At 56.5% G+C, this 23,251-nt stretch carries 20 protein-coding genes and 1 pseudogene; 7 read left to right on the top strand and 14 right to left on the bottom strand.

Features of this window, described 5'->3' with window-relative positions; translation table 11 throughout:
* Nucleotides 1–239: 239 nt before the first annotated feature.
* The 9 genes from LJD17_RS18750 to argE all read right to left on the bottom strand — a co-directional run bounded on the left by LJD17_RS18750 (nt 240) and on the right by argE (nt 10,090).
* Nucleotides 240–1,100 carry a CheR family methyltransferase gene (locus LJD17_RS18750; protein ID WP_227385734.1) on the bottom strand — a complete coding sequence of 287 codons (861 nt, stop codon included), beginning with the start codon at nt 1,098–1,100 and terminating at the stop codon, nt 240–242.
* The gene (locus tag LJD17_RS18745) at nt 1,097–2,143 is read right to left on the bottom strand and encodes a protein-glutamate methylesterase/protein-glutamine glutaminase (protein WP_264478485.1); all 1,047 of its coding nucleotides are present in this window, start codon (nt 2,141–2,143) and stop codon (nt 1,097–1,099) included. The genes LJD17_RS18750 and LJD17_RS18745 overlap by 4 nt, the downstream gene beginning before the upstream one ends.
* A gap of 98 nt (nt 2,144–2,241) precedes the next feature.
* Nucleotides 2,242–2,607: a response regulator gene (locus tag LJD17_RS18740; RefSeq protein ID WP_227385732.1), complete on the bottom strand. Its 366-nt coding sequence runs from the start codon at nt 2,605–2,607 to the stop codon at nt 2,242–2,244.
* Nucleotides 2,608–3,123: 516 nt separating this feature from the next.
* On the bottom strand, nt 3,124–4,128 hold the full coding sequence (locus tag LJD17_RS18735) for an ABC transporter ATP-binding protein (protein WP_227385731.1): 1,005 nt from the start codon (nt 4,126–4,128) through the stop codon (nt 3,124–3,126).
* Nucleotides 4,118–5,116, bottom strand: a complete 999-nt coding sequence (locus LJD17_RS18730) for an ABC transporter ATP-binding protein (protein WP_227385730.1) — start codon at nt 5,114–5,116, stop codon at nt 4,118–4,120. The genes LJD17_RS18735 and LJD17_RS18730 overlap by 11 nt, the downstream gene beginning before the upstream one ends.
* 13 nt (nt 5,117–5,129) lie before the next feature.
* Nucleotides 5,130–6,086, bottom strand: a complete 957-nt coding sequence (locus tag LJD17_RS18725; RefSeq protein WP_227385729.1) for an ABC transporter permease — start codon at nt 6,084–6,086, stop codon at nt 5,130–5,132.
* Between the two features lie 11 nt (nt 6,087–6,097).
* A complete protein-coding gene (locus tag LJD17_RS18720; protein WP_227385728.1) occupies nt 6,098–7,078 on the bottom strand; it encodes an ABC transporter permease in 981 nt (326 codons plus the stop codon).
* Between the two features lie 106 nt (nt 7,079–7,184).
* Nucleotides 7,185–8,780, bottom strand: coding sequence for an ABC transporter substrate-binding protein (locus tag LJD17_RS18715; RefSeq protein WP_227385727.1), 1,596 nt, complete (start codon nt 8,778–8,780; stop codon nt 7,185–7,187).
* A gap of 155 nt (nt 8,781–8,935) precedes the next feature.
* Nucleotides 8,936–10,090 (bottom strand): acetylornithine deacetylase, encoded by a 1,155-nt coding sequence (gene argE, locus LJD17_RS18710; protein WP_227385726.1) that lies wholly within the window; start codon nt 10,088–10,090, stop codon nt 8,936–8,938.
* A gap of 112 nt (nt 10,091–10,202) precedes the next feature.
* Between argE and LJD17_RS18705 the strand changes: the two genes are divergently transcribed.
* The 3 genes from LJD17_RS18705 to LJD17_RS18695 are packed head-to-tail and all read left to right on the top strand — an operon-like array spanning nt 10,203 to nt 12,368.
* Nucleotides 10,203–10,583, top strand: a complete 381-nt coding sequence (locus LJD17_RS18705) for a RidA family protein (RefSeq protein ID WP_227385725.1) — start codon at nt 10,203–10,205, stop codon at nt 10,581–10,583.
* A 13-nt stretch (nt 10,584–10,596) separates the two neighbouring features.
* Entirely contained in the window at nt 10,597–11,568 is a 972-nt protein-coding gene (locus LJD17_RS18700) for a threonine ammonia-lyase (protein ID WP_227385724.1), read from the top strand.
* Between the two features lie 35 nt (nt 11,569–11,603).
* Nucleotides 11,604–12,368: an LOG family protein gene (locus LJD17_RS18695; protein WP_227385723.1), complete on the top strand. Its 765-nt coding sequence runs from the start codon at nt 11,604–11,606 to the stop codon at nt 12,366–12,368.
* Nucleotides 12,369–12,438: 70 nt separating this feature from the next.
* Here the strand turns inward: LJD17_RS18695 and LJD17_RS18690 are convergent, their stop codons facing one another.
* The gene (locus tag LJD17_RS18690; protein ID WP_227385750.1) at nt 12,439–13,209 is read right to left on the bottom strand and encodes an SDR family oxidoreductase; all 771 of its coding nucleotides are present in this window, start codon (nt 13,207–13,209) and stop codon (nt 12,439–12,441) included.
* Nucleotides 13,210–13,676: 467 nt separating this feature from the next.
* A pseudogene (locus LJD17_RS18685) lies at nt 13,677–13,844 on the bottom strand (plasmid stabilization protein); the annotation flags it as partial.
* A gap of 208 nt (nt 13,845–14,052) precedes the next feature.
* Between LJD17_RS18685 and LJD17_RS18680 the strand changes: the two are divergent.
* The 3 genes from LJD17_RS18680 to LJD17_RS18670 all read left to right on the top strand — a co-directional run bounded on the left by LJD17_RS18680 (nt 14,053) and on the right by LJD17_RS18670 (nt 15,627).
* Complete coding sequence (locus tag LJD17_RS18680; RefSeq protein ID WP_227385722.1) at nt 14,053–14,607, top strand: peroxiredoxin; 555 nt, start codon at nt 14,053–14,055, stop codon at nt 14,605–14,607.
* Between the two features lie 6 nt (nt 14,608–14,613).
* The gene (locus LJD17_RS18675) at nt 14,614–15,159 is read left to right on the top strand and encodes a carboxymuconolactone decarboxylase family protein (protein ID WP_227385721.1); all 546 of its coding nucleotides are present in this window, start codon (nt 14,614–14,616) and stop codon (nt 15,157–15,159) included.
* A gap of 249 nt (nt 15,160–15,408) precedes the next feature.
* A complete protein-coding gene (locus tag LJD17_RS18670; RefSeq protein ID WP_227385720.1) occupies nt 15,409–15,627 on the top strand; it encodes a hypothetical protein in 219 nt (72 codons plus the stop codon).
* 241 nt (nt 15,628–15,868) lie between these two features.
* On the opposite strand, the gene ppc is transcribed toward LJD17_RS18670, so the two are convergent.
* The gene (ppc, locus tag LJD17_RS18665) at nt 15,869–18,637 is read right to left on the bottom strand and encodes a phosphoenolpyruvate carboxylase (protein WP_227385719.1); all 2,769 of its coding nucleotides are present in this window, start codon (nt 18,635–18,637) and stop codon (nt 15,869–15,871) included.
* Nucleotides 18,638–18,692: 55 nt separating this feature from the next.
* Entirely contained in the window at nt 18,693–20,039 is a 1,347-nt protein-coding gene (locus LJD17_RS18660) for an Hsp70 family protein (RefSeq protein ID WP_227385718.1), read from the bottom strand.
* A 184-nt stretch (nt 20,040–20,223) separates the two neighbouring features.
* On the opposite strand from LJD17_RS18660, the gene LJD17_RS18655 reads away from it, so the two are divergent.
* A complete protein-coding gene (locus tag LJD17_RS18655; RefSeq protein ID WP_227385717.1) occupies nt 20,224–22,590 on the top strand; it encodes a Tex family protein in 2,367 nt (788 codons plus the stop codon).
* 41 nt (nt 22,591–22,631) lie between these two features.
* On the opposite strand, the gene LJD17_RS18650 is transcribed toward LJD17_RS18655, so the two are convergent.
* Nucleotides 22,632–23,234 carry an isochorismatase family cysteine hydrolase gene (locus LJD17_RS18650; RefSeq protein WP_227385716.1) on the bottom strand — a complete coding sequence of 201 codons (603 nt, stop codon included), beginning with the start codon at nt 23,232–23,234 and terminating at the stop codon, nt 22,632–22,634.
* Nucleotides 23,235–23,251 lie beyond the last annotated feature (17 nt).

Here is a 23,251-nt window from a genome sequence, read left to right as displayed (position 1 = left end):
TCGGTGAGTGGGTAAGCTAACAACCTTGTCTGAGGCTGGCGCGTCTCGTTAATCTATCATTTCTACAAATAGAATAACATATCAATAGCCGCTCACGACAAGCACTCCCTGGCCTGGTTCGACAGGATCGCTATACTTGTCAGCAGCAGCTCACGGTCCGATGTATCGGGACCAGAGGCTCGTCTATCAGATTTTATATATAAATTCCTACGGCGGCACTGGGACCTCTAAGGAAGGTCTCAGCGCGAAACGGCCAGTTTGGGCGGCGTACGGTCGAGACTTACCGTCTGGGACACCTTACTATATAGGCCGCGATGGGCTGCATCTGGCGTAAAGGCGTCCGTTATACCTAGGACCGTCTCCGCTGCTCCCAGAACAAGCGCCCCATCGGGCGCCAGCGCGTTTGCGATACGGCCGAGAACATGACCCTTTGTCGGCCCGTCAAAATAGATCAAGACGTTGCGGCAATAGACAATGTCGAAAGTCCCAAGATGCCCAAACTCTTTAATCAAATTCAGCGGCTGAAAGTTCACCTTTGAGCGAATGGCGCTCGAAATCTGCCATTGATCTCCCACTTGAGTGAAGTATTTCAAGAGAAGCTGAATCGGCAGGCCGCGCTGTACTTCAAACTGGTTATATAAGCCCAGTTTTGCCTTATTGAGCACATCAGTTGATATGTCGGTCGCCAGGATATCGACTTTCCAGCCTGATAAGCGGCTTGAAGCTTCCTCAAGCAACATGGCGAGGGAATATGGTTCCTGGCCGGTCGATGCTGCTGCGCACCAAATCCTAAGATGCCGGGTCGCGCTCCGAGCGGCCAGATAACGTGGCAGCAGAACGTCCTTGAACAAATCAAACGGACCTTTGTCTCGAAAGAAAAAGGTCTCATTCGTCGTCATTGCCTCGATAACGGAATTCTCCAAGGCCAAGTTTCGCCCGGATCGCAAGTTGCGCACCAACTCCGTCAGATCGGCTGCAGCAAAGCTGCGACACACTGGCGCCAGTCGACTTTCCACGAGATAGCGTTTCTCGGGAGGCAACGCCAAGCCCGATCGCACCTTGAGAAAGTTACGTAGAAAATCGAAGTCTGCTTCGTTCATGGGGTGGACCCAGTAATATAGTTTTTCAGTGCGGGTCCTATTGCCTCAAGAGGTAGAATCTCTTGAGCCAACCCCGCTTTAGCGATACTGCCCGGCATTCCCCAGACAATACTTGTACTCTCATCCTGAGCCAGGACGGTTCCGCCGGCCTGTACTAAATGTCGTGCACCTTGCGTGCCATCCGATCCCATTCCCGTTAGAACAACAGCAAGGGTCGCCCCGCCATAGATCGTTGCGGCGTCACGGAAGAGAACGTCCACCGCAGGTCGGCAGAAATTGACGGGGGCGCTGTCATCAAGGCGAACAACGGGATTACCGCGATCCATCACGAGTCCCATGTGCCGGCCGCCTGGAGCGATGAATACAGTTCCGGCCTTTACAGGTTCGCCATCAGCAGGCTCATAGGCATGGACGCCCGTCTGCGCTCTCAGATGTTCTGCAAAGACGCCTGTAAACATGGCGGGCATGTGCTGAACAACCAGAATTGGGATCTGCTTTATAGCTGCACCCAGACTGATAAGGACCCTTTCCACCGCCCGAGGGCCGCCTGTCGACGCGCCAATAAGAAGACATTGGGGACGAGATGCTGCAGGCTTCCGGACGAACGAAGGGCGCGCCGGTGTCGGTGCAGAAGCCTCCGGCGAGATACGCCCTCTACGGGGCGCCAGCGCTTTCAGCTTTTCAACAAGGTCGCGGCGAAACTCATCAACGGCTGTCGGGTTACGCTGACCTTCCGGTTTGGCAAGATAGTCAGCAGCGCCGAGTGAGAGGCATTTTAGAGAGATTTGGGCGTTTCGCTGAGTCAGCGTGGAAACAACAACGACCTTGACGCCTGGGCGCCGCCGCAACAGCTGTGGAAGCGCGTCAACGCCGTCCATCTCGGGCATTTCGAGATCGAGCAGGATAACGTCCGGCTCGCAGCGATTCAGTGTCTCTAGGGCAAGTCGGCCATTCGATGCGGTTGCCACAATCTCGAATTCGCCGACTTCATTAAGCCAACGGGTAACAAGACCACGAATGACCGCGCTGTCATCAACGATCATCACGCGTGTTTTTGCGCGTCCGGATACAGTGGTCGGAGATAAAGATGTTGTCATTACTTACAACTGCTTTTGAGCAATTTGTGTTTTATCAAGCAAACTTAAACGACTCCGACCTCTTGGAGCTTAGCTGTCATGATGTCCTTATCAAACGGCTTCATGATGTACTCGTCTGCCCCTGCCTGTAGGGCTCGCGTAATGTGGCCGATGTCATTCTCAGTCGTACAGAACAAGATCTTCGGCTTGTCGCCGCCAGGGATTTGTCGGAGGCGCGTCAGGAATTCGTAGCCGTCCATGACAGGCATATTCCAATCAAGGAGCACGACATCCGGCATGCCTGAATGGCAGATAGACAGCGCCAGCTCACCGTTCTCCGCCTCTGCAATTTCAAATGCCAACTCTTCAAGAATACGGCGTGCAACCTTACGGATCACGGCTGAATCATCGACAATAAGGCAATGTTTCACGGGAGACTTCTCGTCTGAATGGATGGTGTATGGTCCAATAGGACCAGGGAAACGAATATTCCCTAGAGTCATTGATTAAATGACCACCCATCTACAAAGCGTTAAAGGCTCTACAAAAGAAAAACTCAAATACACTTAAAGGGCGTGCAGGTTTGGAAAAGGTCGAGCGCTCCAGCTATATTGTAGCACCTCCTCTGAATCATAGCGCCGCATTAGCGAGATCAGCTTTGCAGCTCGTGAAGTTGCTATGAAAAAAATCACATATTCATACGCCAGGAACGCTTCTGAATGCGGAACATCTCTTCCCTGCCTGGCATTTGAAGGCCAACAAGCGTTATTCCGAGAGTTAAGATCGGGCTCACTTTAATCCTAGGAACAAGTGCGCTGCGATTCTCAATCGCAGCAGCAATGCCTGCACCCAAGTTTAGATCCAGGCATCCTCGCCAAACAACGCAGCAAAAGCAGCTCTGTACGGGTTGGACTGCGCAAAGTGAAAAGCCCGAGTCCGTCTGGGATTTAAGCCGCGGCAAGGGGTGAAAGACGGCCTTCATGAATAGCGTGACAAGCAACGCCATCTCTCAACAATGGTACTTCGGCCCGACATCTTTCGTTAGTAAAAGGACAACGCGGATTGAAAGTGCATCCGGATGGTGGATTTATCGGGTTGGGTATCTCCCCGCTCACCGGGAGCCTTTGGCGACTGGTCATGTCCAAGTCCGGCACCGCATCCAAAAGCATTCTCGTATAAGGGTGCTTGGGAGAAGAGAAAAGTTCACGTCCTCCTGATATTTCAACGAGTCGCCCCAGATACATTACTCCAATGCGAGACGCCATATGCCTCACGACAGCCAGGTTATGACTAATGAAGAGGTAGGTTAGTCCGAGTCTGTCCTGAAGGTCACGCATAAGATTTAGGATCTGCGCCTGGACAGACACGTCCAGCGCTGAAGTCGGCTCATCGCAGACGATGAACTCCGCGTTGGATGCAAGCGCCCGCGCTATCGCAACCCTCTGCCGCTGCCCCCCAGAAAACTCATGGGGGAACTTTGCGCCATCCGCAGGATGAAGGCCGACTAAGGACAGTAGTTCGCCGACACGCGCCTTGATGTCCCTCTCCCCGTCGATGAGCGCGAACGCTCTGATGGGCTCCGCAACGATCTCAGCAACACGCCATCGTGGATTCAGACTTGCATAAGGATCCTGGAAGATCATTTGGATCCGGCGCCGAAGTCTCTGTCGCTCTGTGGATGAAGCGCGCCCTACCATGGGCACATTATCAATTCTCACTTCTCCCCCAGAGGGCGGCAAAAGACCGACAACCATCCGGGCGACAGTTGATTTACCCGAACCAGATTCGCCGACAAGCGCGAAAGTTTCTCCCTTCGCAATCTGAAAGGATATGCCATCGACAGCCTTGAGAAACTGACGGTCCCCGCCCTCAAGGATGCGATTGAGCCAGGGTTTCGAAACCTCGAAAACGCGACGCAAGTCTCTGACATCGACATAGTGGCTATCGGTCACTTGCGACCTCTACTTTAGCAGAAGATTGATCATAGAGATGGCAGGCGACAGGGTGCTCGTAACGAGCAATTGCTTCAGGCCTATCGACTTTGCATCGCTCAAAGGCAAAGGGGCAACGCGGATTGAAGGAACAGCCCGGCGGGATTGCCGACAGCCTCGGCATTGAGCCAGGAATTTGCGTCAAACGATGAATATGGCCCTTGAGAGTCGGAATCGCTCCCATCAATCCTTGGGCGTAAGGATGAAGAGGCTGTCTGACGACCTTCTCTACAGGGCCGATCTCCGCGATACGACCCGCGTACATGACAGCAACGCGATCCGCCGTTTCGGCAATCACACCCATATCATGAGTAACGAGCATGATTGCGGTCCCACGCTCACGGCCAAGCCTCTTTAACAATGCAATGACTTGCGCCTGAACGGACACATCGAGCGCAGTGGTGGGCTCATCGGCGATGATCAATTCCGGATCCGCGCAAAGAGCGAGAGCTATAACGACCCGCTGGCGCATTCCACCGGAAAACTCATGAGGATAACTGTCTATCCGTCGATCCGGGGCTGGAATTCCAACCTCCGCCAACAGATCGACCGCTCTTTTGCGAGCGCCTGCCCTCGTAAGGTTCGTGTGTGTCTGGATAGTCTCTTCCAGCTGTTCTCCAACCGTATAGAGAGGGTTGAGGCTCGTCAGGGGATCCTGAAAGATCATCCCAACTCGCTTGCCACGGACCTTCCGGATCTGTTCCGGCGACATGTTGTCGATGCGCTCCCCATTCAACAGGATCTGTCCTCCTGCAATGCGGCCTGGGGGATCGATCAGACCAATGACCGCCGAGCCGGTTACGGACTTTCCCGCACCGGATTCTCCGACGACGCCGAGAACCTCGCCTCGTTCAATGTCGAATGAAACATCATCGATGGCTTTCAGAACGCCACGTCGGGTGACAAATTCAACTTTGAGGTTACGGACAGAAAGAACAGGAGCACCCACGTTCATCGTCCTTTTATCGCAGCTTCGGATTTAGAGCGTCGCGCAGCCAGTCTCCCAAGAGATTAATGGAGAGGACCAGCATTGCGAGAGCAAAACTTGGGAAGGCGACAATCCACCACTCACCGGAGAAGAGGTAATTGTTTCCGATTCTGATCAGTGTCCCCAACGACGGCATTGTTTCGGGCATTCCGGTACCCAAGAACGAGAGAGTTGCTTCGGTGATGATCGCAAGAGCCAAATTAATCGTCGCGATCACGAGGACTGGTCCAGTCACATTCGGCAAGATGTGCTTTATGAGGATCGTTGATGCCGGCAACCCGATCAGCTTCGCGGCAGCAACATAATCCTTGTTCTTTTCCACCAAAACAGAACCTCTGACCGTCCGTGCATACTGTACCCAGAAACTCAGCCCGATGGAGAAGACGAGGACGGAGAGAATCGTGCCGGCATCAAGCTCCCCTCCGAGGACGGACTTGACGACCCCGTCAATCAACAACGCTATGAGAATGGCCGGGAAAGTAAGCTGAACATCCGCGATACGCATGATCAGCGTGTCCGTAAAGCCGCCAAAGTAACCGGCGATGAGCCCGAGCGCGATGCCAAGCGTTGCGGAGAAAGCAACTCCTAATATTCCAACGGCCAGCGATATTCTCAAGCCATGAAGGATCGCCGAAAAAATGTCCCTGCCCTGCTCATCCGTTCCCAAAAGAAACGGGGCCTGCCCTTCGGCGTCCCATATGGGCGGGAGACGGCTGTTGAGGAGTTCAAGCTGTGCGGGATCGAAAGGATCCTGGGGCGAAAGAACTCCTGCACAAATGGCGGCGAGTATGAACAATACCGCTATGCCGGCCGCGACCATGGTCAACTTTGAACGCTTGAAGCTCGCCCAAATGTCGCTATCTCGAAATCGACTTAGCCAAGACGCTTCACTCGACGAGGATATGGGGGAGCTCTGGATCGATGTGTTCATCTCTCGTCCCATCAAACCGGCTGCCTAATCGTCGAGCGAAGCCGTGGGTCAACAACAGTATAAAGAATGTCGACGGCCAGGTTGATCATCACGAAAATGAGCGCAACCAGCATCAGATATGCGGCCATGATAGGGATATCGACGTTCTGAACGGCCTGCACGAAGAGAAGCCCCATTCCAGGCCATTGAAAAACCGTTTCCGTAATGATCGAGAAGGCAATCACGGAGCCAAGCTGCAGCCCTACGATCGTGATGACGGGAATCAACGTGTTCTTGAGAGCATGCCCGAAATGGATGGCCCTTGTCGTCAAACCGCGAGCTCTGGCAAACTTAATATAGTCAGTACGCAAGACCTCGAGCATTTCCGATCTGACGATGCGCATGATCAGAGTCATCTGGAAGAGGCCCAACGTGATGGAGGGAAGGATCAAAGCCATCAGGCCGGACAGCGTCAGGAAGCCGGTGGTCCACCATCCGACACGTACGGTGTCACCGCGCCCGTAAGATGGAAGCCAACCGAGGGTCACGGCGAAGAGATAGATCAACAATATTCCAATGAGGAATGTGGGCAGCGAAATACCGATGAGGGATAGCGTTTGAAATAGCTTTGATAGGAAGCTCTCTCGTCTCAAGCCGGAATACACGCCCATCAGAATACCGAACGCGACGGCAAAGACGGTCGCGCAGAACGCGAGTTCAAGTGTCGCCGGCATTCGCTCGGCCAGAAGGTCCGAAATCGGCTGCCGGAACTGATACGATATGCCGAAGTCTCCCCTCACCGTATTGATAAGATAGCGAGTGAACTGCACCGGAACCGGATCGCTCAGCCCAAGCGAGCGGCGGACCTCCTCGCGCTGTGCGGCAGGGGTATCGATGGAGACGATCTGATTTACCGGGTCTCCGGCGAACCGGAACATTGAAAACGAAATAATTCCAACCGCGAATAGAACGCCGACGGCTTGAAGGACACGACGGATAATAAAAGCAACCATGAAGAAGATCCGAGATCACGCTGTGCTGGACAAGGACCCGCGGCCGGATCCTTGAGACATCCGGAGGCTAGAATCCCAGCCTCCGGCCTTGCGGATCAGATCCCGATCATTCCTTATGCGCCCAGTACAGCAGCACGGAGTTATCCGCACGCTGGCTGAGTTTTACCTTCTTCGATACACCCCATGCCAGCGCCTGCTGATGGAGAGGGATATATCCATATTCGCTTGCCGTGATCTGGAACGCCTCTTTGATCAGCTGATCGCGCTTCGCCTTGTCGTTCTCCACCAGGATCTTATCGGCCAACTCGTCGTGCTTTTTGTTGCAGTAATTGCCGAGGTTCGATTCACCTCGTGATGAGGCCGGATTGTCACGGCACCCTTCAATATCGAAGAGAACGTTATGACTGTCGAAAGTCCCTGGCGTCCAACCGAGGAGATAGAAAGATGTCTGATAATTTCCAGATTTTAGGACCTTTCCGAAATACTGCGCTTTCGGCTGGGCCATAAGATTGATTTTGACGCCTACACGAGCAAGCATGCCGACGACAGCCTGGCATATGGCTTCGTCGTTGACGTAGCGATCGTTGGGGCAATCCATCCCGACTTCGAAGCCATTGGCATATCCGGCTTCGGCCAGTAGCTTCTTGGCCGCATCCGGATCGTACTTCGGCCGCTGGAAATCCTTTGAGTACGTGAAGAGCTCAGGAGCGATCATGAGCGCCGAGGGAGTGGCAAGCCCTCTCATCACGCGCGACTTTATGGTTTCGATATCGATCGCTTTGAAGAAGGCTTCGCGAACTTTCGCGTCCTTGAATGGATTTTTCCCTTTTATGTTGGAAAACAACAATTCGTCTCGGGTTTGATCGAATCCGAGAAAGATCGTCCGCAGTTCAGGTCCTGTGAGAACTTGCGCGTTCGGACTACTATTGACCCGTTGAATATCCTGAAGCGGAACCGGCTCGATGACGTCGACCTCGCCGGAAAGAAGTGCCGCAACACGTGTCGCGTCGGACTTGATCGGCGTAAAGACAATCTCATCGAGATTGTGCTCGACCTTACCCCACCAGTCAGGATTCTTCTTGAAAACGGTTTTCACGCCGGGCTGGTGGCTTTCGGCCTTAAACGGCCCTGTTCCATTGGCGTTAAGAGAGGAATAGCTCGGGCTTGTCGCGGCCGCAGGTGTTGGAGCGGCGGTATTGTTCGCCTCACTCCACTCCTTGTCCATGATGTACCACGTATCCCATTGATAATTCAGGATCGGGTTGGGACGCTTGAGTTTTACATCGACCGTATAATCGTCGACCTTCACGAATTCGGCATCGCTGGGCACACGAGTCTGGAAGTTCGAACCCTCCGCGCGAACGCGGTTGGCGGAAAACACCACATCATCGGCCGTAAAGGGATTGCCGTTATGGAACTTGACCCCTTTGCGCAGGAACAGGCGCCAAGTCAGTCCATCGCTGCTGACCTCCCACTTTTCGGCGAGACCCGGCTCGACTGTCAGATCTCTCCCGCGCTTCGTAAGACCCTCGTAAATGTGCCCGAGGTGAGCGTTCGTCGTCGTCTCATTGAGGGTATATGGATCAAGAGATTTGAGGTCGCCCTGGTTGGCGTATCGTAGAGTCACAGCCATGGCCGGCAATGCAGTACCTACGAGAAAGGCAGCAGCGGCCGCTGCAAGAACTTTGGCTCGGATCGTCATCTTTCTTCGTTCTCCACTGGAAGTCTCGCGTCGTTGCGCGATGCTTTATTGTGTCGGGAGCCGCGCTTTGTGCTGTTCTGCTCCCTCAATCTCTGAAGTTAGACAAGGAACCGGGCGATGGTCTAGCCCCGTCTTAAGGTGGGGGTGCCTTCAATCTAGCCGGCCAATTCTGAAATGAGGCGACGAAGCAGCAACTCACCAGCCTCGAGCTCACTCATTTCAAGGAACTCATCCGGTTGGTGGGCCTGCGCGATGTCCCCCGGCCCGCAGACGACGGTTGACCATCCATTGCGCTGGAAGAGTCCCGCCTCGGTGCCATAGGCCACGACACTTGTTCTATTATCACCTGTCAGCCGTCGCATCAGACGCTCGGCAGAGCCATTTTCCTCAGGCCTCAGGCCAGGCACATCCGAAACGATCTCGACCTGGACGCCCGTCCCCGGGGAGATGGCCTTCATGCGCGGCTCTATACTGGTGGCAATGTAATCTCTGTAACGCTCGACGTAATCCCAGGGATTCTCCATGGGAATGGCCCGAATATCCGTATAGAACCAAGTCGACGAAGCGACGATATTCGCGGCGCTGCCCCCTTCGACCATCCCGCAATGCAGGGTTGTGTAGGGCGGTTCAAAAGGATCGTCGTGGTTCGCCCGCTGGCGATTATGTTCCATAGTGTCTTCCAGCCAGACGATCAGGCGCGCAGCGTTCATAACGGCACTTACGCCTTGATCGATCCGGCTCGAATGGACGGCATAGCCTGTCACCTGGGTTCGAAGCTGAATCGATGCCTTATGACCCGTTACAACAGCGTGGCGTGTCGGCTCGCCGACAATGACCGCGGCCGGCGTAGGGATTGTACGCGCCATGGCGCTCACCATTGCGGGAGCACCTCGGCATGCGATTTCCTCGTCATAGGATAGAGCGATATGGATCGGTCGTCTCAAGTCAGCCTTGAGCATGTCCGGCACAAGGGCAAGGGCCAAAGCGTCAAACCCCTTCATGTCGGCCGTGCCGCGCCCATAAAGCTTGCCGTCACGCTCCGTGAGAACCCAAGGATCGCTTGTCCAAACCTGTCCGTCGACCGGGACAACGTCTGTGTGCCCCGAGAGCACTACCCCTCCCTCGACCTTCGGCCCTATGGTGGCGTAGAGATTGGCTTTATCCTTCTCCGAGCTATAAACAAGATGGCTCTCGACGCCGTGCTGCCGCAGCCACTCTCGGGAAAATTCAATGATGTCGAGGTTGCTGCGACTTGAGATGCTAGGAAAAGCAATGAGACGGGCAAGCATCTCTCGAGGCGACAGGGACATACGGCGGATCTCCTTCGGGAAGATCAGCATCCTGCCAGACGGGGCGTAGGGTCAAGCCCAATTGACGCCTGTCAGCCTATCCTATCATGATCCGGATCCGACGAGCCGTATAATGACATTCGCTTCCATTCAGACACCCCACGTTACCGCTCCGCGCGGCCCTTATTCACAAGCCTGCAAGGCTGGCGACTTCATTTTCGTTTCAGGCCAGCTCCCCTTTGATCGACAGGGCAACATAGTAGGCCCGAACGATATCAGGCTTCAGACGAAAGCCGTCTTAGCCAACCTATCGGCCATCCTGGAAGCGGCAGGCAGCTCTCTGGCCAAAGTGGTCAAGACGACGGTTTTCCTGACAAGCCTTGATGATTTCGGCATTATGAATGAAGTCTATTCCGAAGTCTTCACGCCACCCTACCCTGCCCGGTCGACGGTGGAGATCTCACGCCTCCCTGCCGGCATCCTTCTTGAGATCGACTGCATCGCACTTGCCTGAAAGGACACCCCTCATGACGTCTTTTGATGTCGCACTTTCTGATATTGAGGCTGCACAGAAAAGGATAGCGGGACTTGTCAGGCGCACGCCTGCCTATGAAAGTCATGATATTCGAGAACGCCTTCAGCGTCGGACGGTGATCAAGCTGGAGGCTCTGCAGATTGCAGGGTCCTTCAAAGTTCGTGGCGTGTTCAACAAGGTGTTGAGTTTAAGCGAAGAAGAACGTCGAAAAGGCCTCGTGACCGTCTCAGGCGGCAATCATGCCATTGCCCTGTCTCGCGTTGCAGGCACGCTGGGTATGGAGGCGCTGGTCCTGATGCCGCGCGTAACGCCATCCTTCAATATCGAACTGACAAAAAAGTTCGGCGCACAGGTCGAGCTTTGTGACGATGCTGCAGAGGCTTTTGCGAAAGCGGAGGAACATGCGAAAAATGGCAAGCTTTTCGTGCACCCGTATGACGATCCCAATATCATCGCCGGCCATGGCACACTCGCTTTAGAATTCCTCGCCGACGCCCCAGACCTGACCCACGTATTCGTATCGATAGGGGGCGGTGGCTTCATGGCAGGCACAGCTGCGGCGCTCAAGGCAAAGCGACCTGACATCACCGTCTACGGAGTTGAGACGACAGGAGCGCCAACGATGACGGAAGCTCTCAAAGCCGATATGCCGGTCACAATTCGGGCGACGTCGATCGCCCGCACTCTTGGGGCGCCGTTCGCAACGGCCCGCACGCTCGCTGCGGCAAAACAGTTTCTGGAGACCATCCTACTTGTAGATGACGCGCCAGTCATCAACGACCTGCAATGGCTTTTTCAAGCGGAAAAGGTACTTTGTGAACCTGCCGCGGCCTGTGTGCTGACAGCAGCGACGCAAATTGCACCTTCCCTGCCGGACGACGCGGTCATCGGCCTTGTCCTTTGCGGATCGAATATCTCGCTTGAGGATCTGCACTCGTGGCATCACGCCACACCTTCTGCTTAACACCTTTAACGCAGTTTCCGAGAAATCTGTCTTCGATGGTCGAGAATAAGCCACTGAGTACTGCACAACTCGCATCACCCTCATACCGTCTTCCTGCCCTTGATCGGGACTTTCTCCTCAGCGACGAAATGAGGGGCGTGCGCTTCCAGCTCGAATATGCCAAGGCGGAGCATTATTTGAGGTCTTGGGGGGTCCGATCAACGATTGTGGTTTTTGGAAGTGCTCGCGTGCGCGAAGACGGACCTGGGCGCCATGGTTTCTGGTATCAAGAGGCTAGAACCTTTGGAGCGATCGCATCCGAGCGGGGTGGTGCAAAGGCGCGAAGCAGCGGCATCCGGGACAATGTTATTGCCACAGGGGGCGGCCCCGGACTCATGGAAGCTGCCAATCGAGGAGCTTGGGACGTCGAGGCCCCGTCGATTGGTTTCAATATCACCCTACCCCATGAACAGCAGCCGAATGCCTATTCGACGCCTGAGCTGACATTTCGCTTTCACTATTTTGCCATGCGCAAGATGCATCTGGCGATGCGGGCGAATGCGCTCGTCGTCTTTCCTGGCGGCTTTGGAACGCTGGATGAATTGTTCGAGATACTGAACCTTCGTCAAACAGGCAAAGCCCCGCCAATCCCGATCGTACTCTTTGATCAGGATTATTGGCGCAGCGTCATCAACTTTCAGACAATGCTGGATCACGGCATGATCGATCCATTCGATCACGAGCTGTTCGACTTTGCAGACAGCGCCGAGGGGGTTTGGGACAAGCTTATTTCAGGCGGCCTCGCATCTCATCGGAAGTAATGCGAGCAGGTTGTATGTCACCTGCTCTCACTTCGTTTATTAAGGATCGTGATGATCCTTGTGAGTGCGCTCAAGTCGCGGAAATCTGTCCGCCATCGACTCGCAGGATGGAGCCGGTGATGAACGAAGCCTTCTCGCTTGCCAGAAACACAGCCGCGGCCCCAAATTCGGCGATATCACCATAGCGTCCTGCCGGAATCCCAGCGCGCGCGGCCGCGGCGACGTCGTCGATGGAGCGGCCTGTGCGCTCGGCATTGGCAGCATCCAACTGCTTCAGGCGATCGGTTGCAATCCGTCCGGGAGCAATTGCGTTAACGGTCACGCCGGATGCCGCCACTTCCGCCGCAAGCGTCTTTCCCCACCCGACCAGCGCAGGACGGATCGCATTCGAGATTGCGAGATTGGGAATGGGTTGGATCACCCCTGAAGAAATGACAGAGATTATTCGTCCGAACTTGCGTTCGATCATTCCCGGGAGAAGCTGATCGGCCAAGCGGACCAGATTCACGAACATCGCCTCAAACGAGTTCCGCCATTGCTCCGATGAAACACCCTGTGCTTTTCCGGGAGGCGGCCCGCCGCTGTTCAGAACGAGAATATCTACACCCTCAAGGGCTTTGCTGACGTCGCTCGCCAGGGCATCGATCTGGTCCGCTTTACCCGTGTCGCAGACGAACGGTAGGGCACCGATCTTGTCTGCCGCCGCCTTCGAGCCGTCCATGGTGCGGCTGGCGATCGCAACACGCGCGCCTTCGGCCGCCAAGCCCTCGGCGATACCAAAGCCTAAGCCCTTGCTCGCGCCAAGAACAAGCGCACGCCTCCCCTTCAGACCAGTTTCCATAGTGCCAAATTTCCTCTTTGTGGATAGCCGACGCACTCTATACGGATTCTCGGTCGCTTGCCGACCGGTAATTCCCGCAACAGCGCCGACAACAGACGGATGCCTGCCAATGGTGTGCTTTTCAGCGAAGAGGCCATCGAGAACCCGCTTCGCTTTGGTTAAATAACCGACAGATATCCACCAAGAGGATATAAATTCTGGCTTAGTGAGTTCGTCTCGGAAGCGGCGGGCCAGCATGTTTCTAAATGCGATATGGGCCGCCTTGATGCAGACGGGTGCTTTTTCACCCGAATTGAATGTTATATTAGATCGTCGATATCGTTCGATGATCTTTCAGAAGTCCTTGTGACGTCTTATGGGCTTCACGCCAGCTTCGACCGGGCTTGGCAGTACTTTGAATAACGAGCCTCAGTGTCGACCTTAGCGCTGAGGCTCATCCTAAAATCTCGGGATATGATTTACTTGTGGCGTCCGGAGCCACCCTTGTTGCCTCCTCCGCTCTCCTTGTTGACCGTTGCCCAAGCGCGCTTTTCGGCTTCCTTTTCCGATACCCCATGGTTTTCATAGGATTCTTCGATATGCCGAGCCTGGCGCTTCTGCTTGTCAGTATATGCTGATTTATCACCACGAGGCATGGTCGTCTCCCGAGTCTTCTAAAACCTGGGATGCTGCTCAGATGCATCACCCAAACACCAACGAAGCCCCTTCATCTCAGTTCCAGGGCATCCCTAAGACATGGGAACATGGATGCTTCTGATGTTTACACTGGATCCTTTGAGGCGGCAGTTGACCTTTCGGCCAAGCTTTTGCATCAGTGCGCATCCCCAATTTCTGGAGCGCCTTATGCTTGGCATTGGTCAAAAACTGCCACCCTTTTCCGTTACCGGCGTGAAGCCGAAGTTTCATGCGCACGTTGAGAATGGCGAGAGCGCCTTCGAAACCCTCACAGAAGCCAGCTTCCCAGGCCTGTGGAAGGTGATCTTCTTCTACCCAAAGGATTTCACCTTTGTCTGCCCTACGGAAATCGCGGAGTTCGCACGCTTAGCCGGTGAATTCGCGGATCGGGATGCGGTCGTCCTTGGCGGCTCCACCGACAATGAATTCGTGAAGCTGGCATGGCGCCGCGATCACCGGGATCTTGAACGCCTTCCCATATGGCAATTTGCCGATACGAATGGCTCCCTGGTCGATGGCTTGGGCGTGCGAGCTCCGGACGGCGTCGCCTACCGCTACACATTCATCGTGGATCCCGAGAATACCATTCAGCATGTCTATGCGACCAACCTCAATGTCGGCCGCAATCCGAAGGACACCTTGCGTGTACTGGATGCCCTTCAGACGGATGAACTCTGCCCCTGCAACCGCGAGGTCGGCGGCGATACGTTAAAGGCCGCATAGTTCGTCATGTCGATCGAGCAACTTAAAGAAATGCTGCCGGCGTTCGCCAAAGACGTCCGGCTCAATCTCTCAAGCTTAGCGACAGACGAAAGTCTGTCGCCTCAGCGCAAGTATGGATTGTTCATCGCCTGCGGCATCGCGACCCGGAACGCGACCGTCGCTCAGGCACTCGAGGCAGAGGCCAAGCCTCATCTGTCGCCTCAAGCACTTGATGCTGCCCGTGCGGCAGCATCGATCATGGCCATGAACAATATCTACTATCGGTTCGTCCACCTTGCATCGAACAAGGAGTATGGAAAGATGCCGGCGCGACTGCGCATGAACGTGGTCGGGAATCCCGGTGTCGAGAAAGCGGACTTTGAACTCTGGTCGCTCGCGGTCTCCGCGATCAATGGCTGTGGTCTCTGCATCGACAGCCACGAAAAGGTCCTGCGAGATGCAGGCGTGACTTCTGCGGAAATTCATACAGCGGTGCGTTTTGCGGCTGTGATTCAGTCGACTGCCGTATCACTTGAGGCGGCCCAGACATCCTCCTTGGCCGCGGCAGAATAAGCTCAAGCTAGCGGGGTTGTGAAACTCCGCCCCGCTAGCCTTCGAAGGCAAGGGCGTCGGCGCCGATGTGCCTACTGCAGCCGCAGATTATCCAAACTGGAAAGTTTCAAGCGGACGTTCCCGGAAGGTTCTGGAGCGTCATATTTCCACATCTGTTGGGAAAATTAAGTTCTTTTAAGTCACTAGACTTGCAATAGCGGTGTCCTCTCCTTAAACGAGAGGCTTACTATCCTATCGAAGAGGCCAGCAGTGCCTAGTCCTGTCAGAACCCGCCGTTTATTCAAGTTCAACGCCTCGGCAGTCAGCGATGAATTCGAACTTGATTTTGAGGACTTTGCGGGCCGGCGGACAAAGCTGGTTCTAACCGCCGATCAACTACGGGAAATCACCGATAAACTTGTCGAGCTGACACCGAAGATCGAGCAGGGTGTTTCCTTCTCACAGCGCGTTCGTAAAGCGAAGGGCTGATTTCGCTTCCCAGCCATAATCAGGGTACCTCCCGGCTGAGAGGCCCAATGGCACGCGACGTGTCCTCAGGATCGGTTCGTCGCCATGACGCCCGGCGGCTTCATAGTATGAGGAAGGCGCCTTCCAGGCGCCCCGCTCCGATACCGTCGAACAAGATACGAGCCTCCGCTCGGGCTTAATGTCCCCCTTGTGGCGTTTCCTTGCACCGGACAACTTTCCCAGTGCGGCCCAATGTGTGAGATCAGCCGCTGTTGCGCAGTCCTGCCGCAATTCCGTTAATCGAGAGATGGATTCCCTGAACGACCCTCTCGTCCGTATCGCCGGCGCGATGGCGCTTCAAAAGCTCGATCTGCAGGTGGTTGAGAGGATCGAGATATGGGAAGCGATTTCGGATCGACCGGGCAAGCAGCGGATTCCGGCCGAGAAGCGCCGCCTGGCCTGTAATGCTGAGAAGATTGCCGATCGAGTCTTCCCATTCGCGGCGAAGCCTGGGAAAGATCGCTTCACGCAAATCATCATCCTCGACGAGTTTGGCGTAGCGGGAAGCAATGGCGATATTACTCTTGGCAAGAACCATGTCCATGTTCGAGAGCAGCGCTTCGAAGAATGGCCACTCGCGATACATCTCCTGAAGCAGCGGCAAACCGGTTTCGGGGCGGCTCTCAAGCCACTTGTTCACCGCGGAACCAAAACCATACCAGCCAGGCAGCATGAGACGGCATTGAGCCCATCCGAACACCCACGGAATAGCCCGCAGATCCTCAATGCGCCGTGAATTGGTACGTGAGGCAGGACGACTGCCGATATTCAAGTTGGCGATCTCACCAATAACCGTGGATTCCCAAAAGTAGCGTTCGAACCCTTCCGTCTCGTAGACGAGGTCGCGGTAGGCCCGGAAGGCATGGTCGGAAAGCTCTTCCATAGCCTTCAAGTACTCTTCCTTTGGGGCCGAAGCACCCGAGTGCAACAGCGTCGCCTCAAGGGTCGCCGATGCCAGAATTTCGAGATTACGTCGTCCGAGGTCGGGATTGGAGTACTTACCTGCGATCACTTCGCCCTGTTCCGTAACCCGAATGGCGCCCTGCACCGCACCGCCGGGCTGCGCGAGGATCGCCTGATAGCTTGGCCCACCTCCCCGCCCGACCGAGCCGCCGCGTCCATGGAACAGACGAAGTGTGACCCCATGGTGTCGGAACACCTCGACCAGCTTGATTTCCGCTTTGTAGAGCTCCCATCCTGAGGTCAGAAATCCGCCATCCTTGTTGCTGTCGGAATAGCCGAGCATAACCTCCTGCATCAGATCCCGGCTCCGCAAGAGGCGCAGGTAGTCCGGCATCGAGAAGAGCTTATCCATGACTTCACCACAGTGGCGAAGATCATCGATCGTCTCGAACAGAGGTACGATGTTGACGCGCATATCCGCGTCCCGGATACGCAGCAGGCCTGCCTCTTTGAGAAGCAACGCGACTTCGAGAATATCCGACGGATCGCTGGCCTTCGAGATCACGTAGTTCGGCACCGCGGAACGGCCATAACGTTCATGTGCCTTTGCAGCCTCGCGAACAATGGCGAGTTCGGACGCCGTTTCCGGGGAGTAAGTCAGAAAGGGAGACGTCAGAAGGCGAGGTGTCGCGAGTTCCTTCAACAGAAGAGCAACCCTGCTCTCCTCCGGCATCCGGTCGTAGCCGGTGCCTGGAACAGCATTTTCGAAAAGTTCTGCGACGACCCGTTCATGGACGTCGGCATTCTGACGCAAGTCAAGGCTTGCGAGATGGAAACCGAACACATCAACCGCACGCCTTAGCTTGCGTAAACGTCCTCGCGCGAGAGCGCCCGATCCATTGGACATCAAGGAACGATGGATCGTCGAAAGATCACCTGCGAGCTCTTCTGCGCTACCATAAGGCGGGGCTTCACCGGCGGCATGGCGTGCCACCTCACCATACCCGAGGACCTGAGCGGTCGCGGCAAGTCGCGCGTAGATGCCGGATATTGCGCGACGATAGGGCTCGTCCTGCCGATGCGGCGAATGATCCGGCGATGCGTCGACAAGCTTCTGAAGCTGCTCAGAGACGCTCACATATCGACCGTCAAGGGACAATTCGCTCCCGAGGCAGTGTATCTCTTCCAAATAGAAGGTGACCGCTTGGCGGCTCTGCAGCTGGAGAGCCTGATGCAGAGCATCGGCGGTAACGAATGGATTGCCGTCCCGATCTCCTCCGATCCAGCTTCCCATCCGGAGAAAGGAGGGCAGTTCCTGCGTAGACCAGGCGGGATCCATGGCAGCGAGCTGATCCTCGACCATGGCGTAGAAGTGCGGCAACTCCTGGAAAAATGTGTAGTCGTAATAGGAGAGGCCATTGACGACCTCGTCGATCACCTTGAGGCGATTACGACGCAATATGCTCGTTTGCCACAGGGTCAGGATCGCACGGCGCAGACCCTCCTCACTCGCTGAGGCCTCGTCCGGCGTCAGGTGCTGCCGGTCCCGTTGCGCCAGAATCTGCGCGACTTCCATCTCGCGATCGATCGTGCTCTTCCGGCGCACTTCGGTCGGATGAGCCGTAAGAACAGGACAGACGAGGGCGGAGGCAAAGAAACGCTGGAGATCGGCCTGGCTTATTCCGGCCTTCTGGACCAGCAGCAAAGCCCGCGCAATCGTTCCTTCGCGCGGGGACGAGGCCGCCATGGCGTGAGCGCGGGAGCGCCGGACGTGATGCTGATCCTCGGCGATGTTCGCCAGATGGGAAAAGTAGCTGTAGGCCCGGATGATTTGGTTCGTCCGCCCCCGGGACAGGCTGTTCAGGGTGGTTTCTAGCTCCTGCCGGGCGAGCTTGTCCTCGTCCCGATGAAACCGGATTGACGTTTGGCGGATCCGTTCGACAACGTCGAAAACGGCCTCGCCCTCCTGTTCGCGGATCGTATCGCCGAGGAGCCGGCCCAGGAGCCGGATGTCGTCGCGAAGGGGAAGATCCTTTTCGGGGGTTTCGTCAAACAGGCTCTGAGACACGGCGGGGCTCGCTTCGGACTTTGCTGCACCTGCGAATAAAGCCTCTCCGAGGGCCTCACGGCAAGAGCAATGTTGCAGCCGCCTCGTCCCTGGGGGTCATGGCCCATCGGCCCGGATCCTCCGATTGGCCGATGAGAGCCAGTCCGTAAGCGATGGACTCGAATTGGTCGGCCGAGGTCAGGCGGCTCTCGCCGAACCGGTCCAGGAACAGCTTTCTGATAGCCGGAACAAAGGAGGTTCCTCCGGTCAGGAAGACGCGATCGATCTCATCGGCCCGAACCTGCGCCGATGTAAGAGCCTTGTCGATCGTTTGGGCAATCTGCTTGACGTCGTCCTTGATCCAACCTTCGAATTGCCTGCGCGTAATGTTGGCGCGAATATCCACCCCTTCGCCTTGGAAGAGAAACTCTGTTTCCTCCTGTGCGGAAAGCGCGACCTTGGTGGCGGAAACGGCTCGGTAAAGATCGAAACCAAGGTCATAATCGATGATATCGATAAATTTCTCCAGCGGCCCAGGATCGATGGCCACGCGAGCCAGCTCACGAAGTTCCTTGAGATCGCCGCTCGTCTTCATCATCGCAAGCTGGTTCCAGCGTGCGAAGTTGGCATAATAGTGATTGGGGATCGACAGGACCTTGCCCATCGAGCGGTAGTTTCCGCCTTTTCCGAGGCGCGGCGACACGACCTGATCCACGATACGATAGTCGAAAGCGTCACCCGCAAGACCGATGCCCGCATGGCTCAGAGGTTCTGCCCGGAGCGCCCCTGCGCTTCTTGAGAAGCGCATGACAGAGAAGTCGCTGGTGCCGCCGCCGAAGTCAGCGACAAGAACCGTTGCGTCCCTTTCCAGCTTTCGCGCGTAAAAGAACGCGGCTCCGACAGGCTCATAGACATAGCGGGCCTGCTCCGCCCCCAGGTTTCCGAATGCAGCTTTGTAGCGCCGCATGGCAAGCGCATCGTCCGGATTGAAACCGGCAAACTCCACGGGCCGTCCAATCACGACATTGCTCGCGGACAGTTCCAGCCGCCCTCCCGCATGGCTCAGCAATGTTCGCATGAAGGTGCTCAGCAGATCCTCGAACCGGAAGCGCTCCCGGAAAATCCTCGTCTCCTGAAAGGTGGCACTGGCCGCGAAGGTCTTGAACGACTGAATGAAACGATGCGCCGTGAGGCCTTCAAGAAACTGCTCGATTGCCCAGGGGCCGCCCTCGACGCGGGTTTTCAGTCCATTGCCATGCCGCTCATCCCAAAAGCACAAGGCGGTGACATAGACCTTCAGGGCATGACCGGCATGGTGAAAAGTCAGTGCCTCCACGTTGCCGTTCGGATCTGCAATGGCAACAACCGTATTACTGGTACCGAAATCGATGCCAATGGAGAGATTTTGAGAACTGGAGGGCATGGCGGCCGCGACCTCATGACGAAGGGCCGGACGGTCTATCGCCCAACCCCTCCGAGGCCAAGGAAAATTTCACGAACCTGGCGATTTTCCCCTACGGCAGTGCGACCTTGGAGCGAGCCGCAGGCCGTTGACCCGGGGCGGGGCCACCCCTTAGAAGCCGCTCCTGGCATCAGAAAGGCGACTCATGCAATCCATCGGTCAGCGCATCGCAAGTGAATTGAATGTGCAGGAATGGCAGGTTCAGGCGGCGATCACGCTTCTCGACGGGGGCTCCACCGTTCCGTTTATCGCACGCTACCGCAAGGAAGTGACGGGAACCCTGGACGACGCCCAGTTGCGCAGTCTGGAAGAACGCCTTCGATATCTGCGCGAGCTCGAGGATCGGCGCAAGACCATCGTCAGCAGCATCCGCGAGCAGGGAAAGCTGACGGATGAGCTGGCCGCGCAGCTCAACGATGCGGATACGAAGGCGCGCCTTGAGGACCTGTACCTGCCGTTCAAGCCGAAACGCCGGACAAAGGCCCAGATTGCGAAGGAAGCGGGACTTGAACCCCTGGCCGATCAGCTGCTCGCCCATAGTGAGCGGGATCCCAAGGAAGCGGCTCTGGCGTTCGTCAATCCTGAAAAGGACATCGCCACGCCGGAAGCCGCCCTGGAAGGCGCGCGTGCCATCCTGGTCGAGCGCTTCTCCGAGAATGCCGAGCTGCTGGGAAGCCTGCGCGAGACCTATTGGGAGCGAGGACGCTTAACCTCGACGGTCCGTGAGGGCAAAAAGACGGACGGCGCCAAGTTTGCGGACTATTTCGATTTTGCGGAACCACTGACAAAACTGCCGTCGCACCGCATCCTCGCCCTGTTCCGGGGAGAAAAGGAGGAGGTCCTCGACCTTCGCATGGAGGAGGACAAGAATGCCGGAGAGCCGGGCTATGTCAGCTCCTACGAAGGGCGCACCGCGCTCGCGTTCGGCATCAGCGACAAGGGCCGTCTCGGCGACCGCTGGCTGCTCGAAACGGTGCGTTGGGCGTGGCGGACGAAACTCCGCTTTGCCATTGAGCTGGACATGAAGATGCGTCTTTGGCAGGTCGCCGAGGACGAGGCCGTCAAGGTATTTGCCGGCAATCTTCGCGATCTTCTTCTCGCTGCTCCCGCCGGCGCTCGCCCGACGCTCGGGCTTGATCCGGGTTACCGGACCGGTGTCAAAGTCGCGGTCGTCGACGCGACCGGAAAGGTCGTGGGGACCGACACCATCTATCCTCATGAACCCAAGCGCCAATGGAATGAATCGCTCGCCTCCCTCAGCCGGTTATGCCGCATCCACAAGGTGGAACTGATCGCGATCGGGAACGGCACCGCCTCCCGCGAGACCGATAAGCTCGCGACCGAGCTGGTCGCCGCGAACCCCGAGTTGAGGCTGACCAAGATCATGGTCTCGGAGGCCGGTGCGTCCGTGTACTCGGCTTCCGCCTATGCAAGCCAGGAGCTTCCCGATCTCGATGTGTCCTTGCGGGGGGCGGTATCGATCGCACGGCGCCTTCAGGATCCGCTCGCAGAACTCGTCAAGATCGACCCGAAGTCCATTGGTGTGGGACAGTATCAGCACGATCTCGCGGAGTATAAGCTCTCCCGCTCCCTTGACGCCGTCGTCGAGGATTGCGTCAACGCGGTCGGCGTGGATTTGAATACAGCCTCCGCTCCTCTTCTCGCGCGCGTTTCAGGTCTAGGTGAATGGGTTGCGCAGAATATCGTTGCCCATCGCGACGCCAAGGGGCCGTTCCGGACACGCAAGGATTTGAATGCCGTCACCGGCCTGGGACCGAAGACGTTCGAGCAGGCTGCCGGCTTCCTGCGCATTCCGAACGGGGATGATCCGCTCGATGCATCGGGCGTGCACCCGGAAGCTTACCCGGTCGTGCGGCGCATCCTCGAGGCGACAAAGAGCGACATCAAGGTGGTAATCGGAAACGGGCAGATCCTGAAGGCCTTGAAGCCTGCCGATTTCACCGATGAGAAGTTCGGCGTGCCAACCGTCAAGGACATCCTGGGTGAACTTGAGAAGCCGGGGCGCGATCCTCGCCCCGAATTCAAGACGGCTACCTTCCTGGAAGGAGTGGAAACGCTCAACGATCTCAAGCCCGGAATGATGCTGGAGGGGGTCGTGACGAACGTTGCGGCTTTCGGCGCTTTCGTCGACATTGGTGTCCATCAGGATGGACTGGTCCATATTTCCGCTCTGTCGGATACTTTCGTGAAGGATCCACGCTCGGTCGTAAAACCGGGAGATGTCGTGCGCGTGAAGGTGCTGGAGGTGGACCTTGCCCGCAAGCGCATCGCCTTGTCGATGCGCATGAGCGATCCGGTGGGGAAAGGCCCATCTTCGCGAGACAGTGAGGCTCGGACATCAAAGGAGCGGTTCTCGCAAAGCACCGGCAAGCAACGTTCAGGTCATCAGCCTCAGGCCTCGAGCGGCGGCGCGCTTGCAGACGCCTTGCGTCGGGCCGGCGTTTCCAAGCCCTCGGGCGTGAATGTCAAGGATAGAAATACGCGCGGCTGAGCGACGACCGGCCTATGATCGAAGGGAGGTGACATGGAATGTCACCTCCAGGAAGACAAGATCGTTTCGCTGTCCACCGTCTCGATCTGCTGACTGAAACGTTTGCTGTAGAGCGATAGAAGACTGTCATGTCCTTCGTCCGAGGAACTGCAGAGGCCGTCGGCGACAATCACCACCCGGTATCCGTGATCGACGGCACCGAGCACCGTCGCCAAGACGCAAACGTCGGTTTCCGATCCAGTGACGATGAGCGCGTCCGCCTGACGCTCCCGCAAGTAATCGGCAAGTTTGTGCCCCGCGAAAGCTGAATAGACCGGCTTGTCAATGATCGTCGCCGGGGGCACGAGGCGGGATAGCGATGGCATCAACTCCAGCATCCGCGGATCGAGATGTTCCCGCGTCGTCTCGCGCCAGCGTTCATAATAGATCCGCCATGTCCCGGGCATATCTTCGGGACGCTGAGGGGTTATAAAGCGGGTAAAGACCGTTCTCTCGGGAAACCGCTCCGCAATGCGGGTCACCGTTGGCAGAACACGCTCCATCCAAGGGGTCGGCCAAGGTCCCTCGGTCGAGAAGAGACGCTGCATGTCGATGCACAGATGAACGGATCGTTCAGTCAGAGGACCGTTGAGCAGGACAGCCATGGAACACTCGCAATACC

Origin of the sequence: Microvirga rosea, assembly GCF_020595095.1 — a bacterium.
Classification (GTDB): Bacteria; Pseudomonadota; Alphaproteobacteria; order Rhizobiales; family Beijerinckiaceae; genus Microvirga; species Microvirga rosea.
This window is presented reverse-complemented; position numbering and strand designations above follow the sequence as displayed.

Coding starts and splice junctions, on each gene's coding strand:
- LJD17_RS18750 (WP_227385734.1), bottom strand. CDS start 1,100: ATGAACGAAGCAGACTTCGATTTTCTACGTAACTTTCTCAAGGTGCGA.
- LJD17_RS18745 (WP_264478485.1), bottom strand. CDS start 2,143: ATGATCGTTGATGACAGCGCGGTCATTCGTGGTCTTGTTACCCGTTGG.
- LJD17_RS18725 (WP_227385729.1), bottom strand. CDS start 6,086: ATGAACACATCGATCCAGAGCTCCCCCATATCCTCGTCGAGTGAAGCG.
- LJD17_RS18720 (WP_227385728.1), bottom strand. CDS start 7,078: ATGGTTGCTTTTATTATCCGTCGTGTCCTTCAAGCCGTCGGCGTTCTA.
- LJD17_RS18715 (WP_227385727.1), bottom strand. CDS start 8,780: ATGACGATCCGAGCCAAAGTTCTTGCAGCGGCCGCTGCTGCCTTTCTC.
- argE (WP_227385726.1), bottom strand. CDS start 10,090: ATGTCCCTGTCGCCTCGAGAGATGCTTGCCCGTCTCATTGCTTTTCCT.
- LJD17_RS18705 (WP_227385725.1), top strand. CDS start 10,203: ATGACATTCGCTTCCATTCAGACACCCCACGTTACCGCTCCGCGCGGC.
- LJD17_RS18700 (WP_227385724.1), top strand. CDS start 10,597: ATGACGTCTTTTGATGTCGCACTTTCTGATATTGAGGCTGCACAGAAA.
- LJD17_RS18695 (WP_227385723.1), top strand. CDS start 11,604: ATGGTCGAGAATAAGCCACTGAGTACTGCACAACTCGCATCACCCTCA.
- LJD17_RS18690 (WP_227385750.1), bottom strand. CDS start 13,209: ATGGAAACTGGTCTGAAGGGGAGGCGTGCGCTTGTTCTTGGCGCGAGC.
- LJD17_RS18680 (WP_227385722.1), top strand. CDS start 14,053: ATGCTTGGCATTGGTCAAAAACTGCCACCCTTTTCCGTTACCGGCGTG.
- LJD17_RS18675 (WP_227385721.1), top strand. CDS start 14,614: ATGTCGATCGAGCAACTTAAAGAAATGCTGCCGGCGTTCGCCAAAGAC.
- LJD17_RS18660 (WP_227385718.1), bottom strand. CDS start 20,039: ATGCCCTCCAGTTCTCAAAATCTCTCCATTGGCATCGATTTCGGTACC.
- LJD17_RS18655 (WP_227385717.1), top strand. CDS start 20,224: ATGCAATCCATCGGTCAGCGCATCGCAAGTGAATTGAATGTGCAGGAA.
- LJD17_RS18650 (WP_227385716.1), bottom strand. CDS start 23,234: ATGGCTGTCCTGCTCAACGGTCCTCTGACTGAACGATCCGTTCATCTG.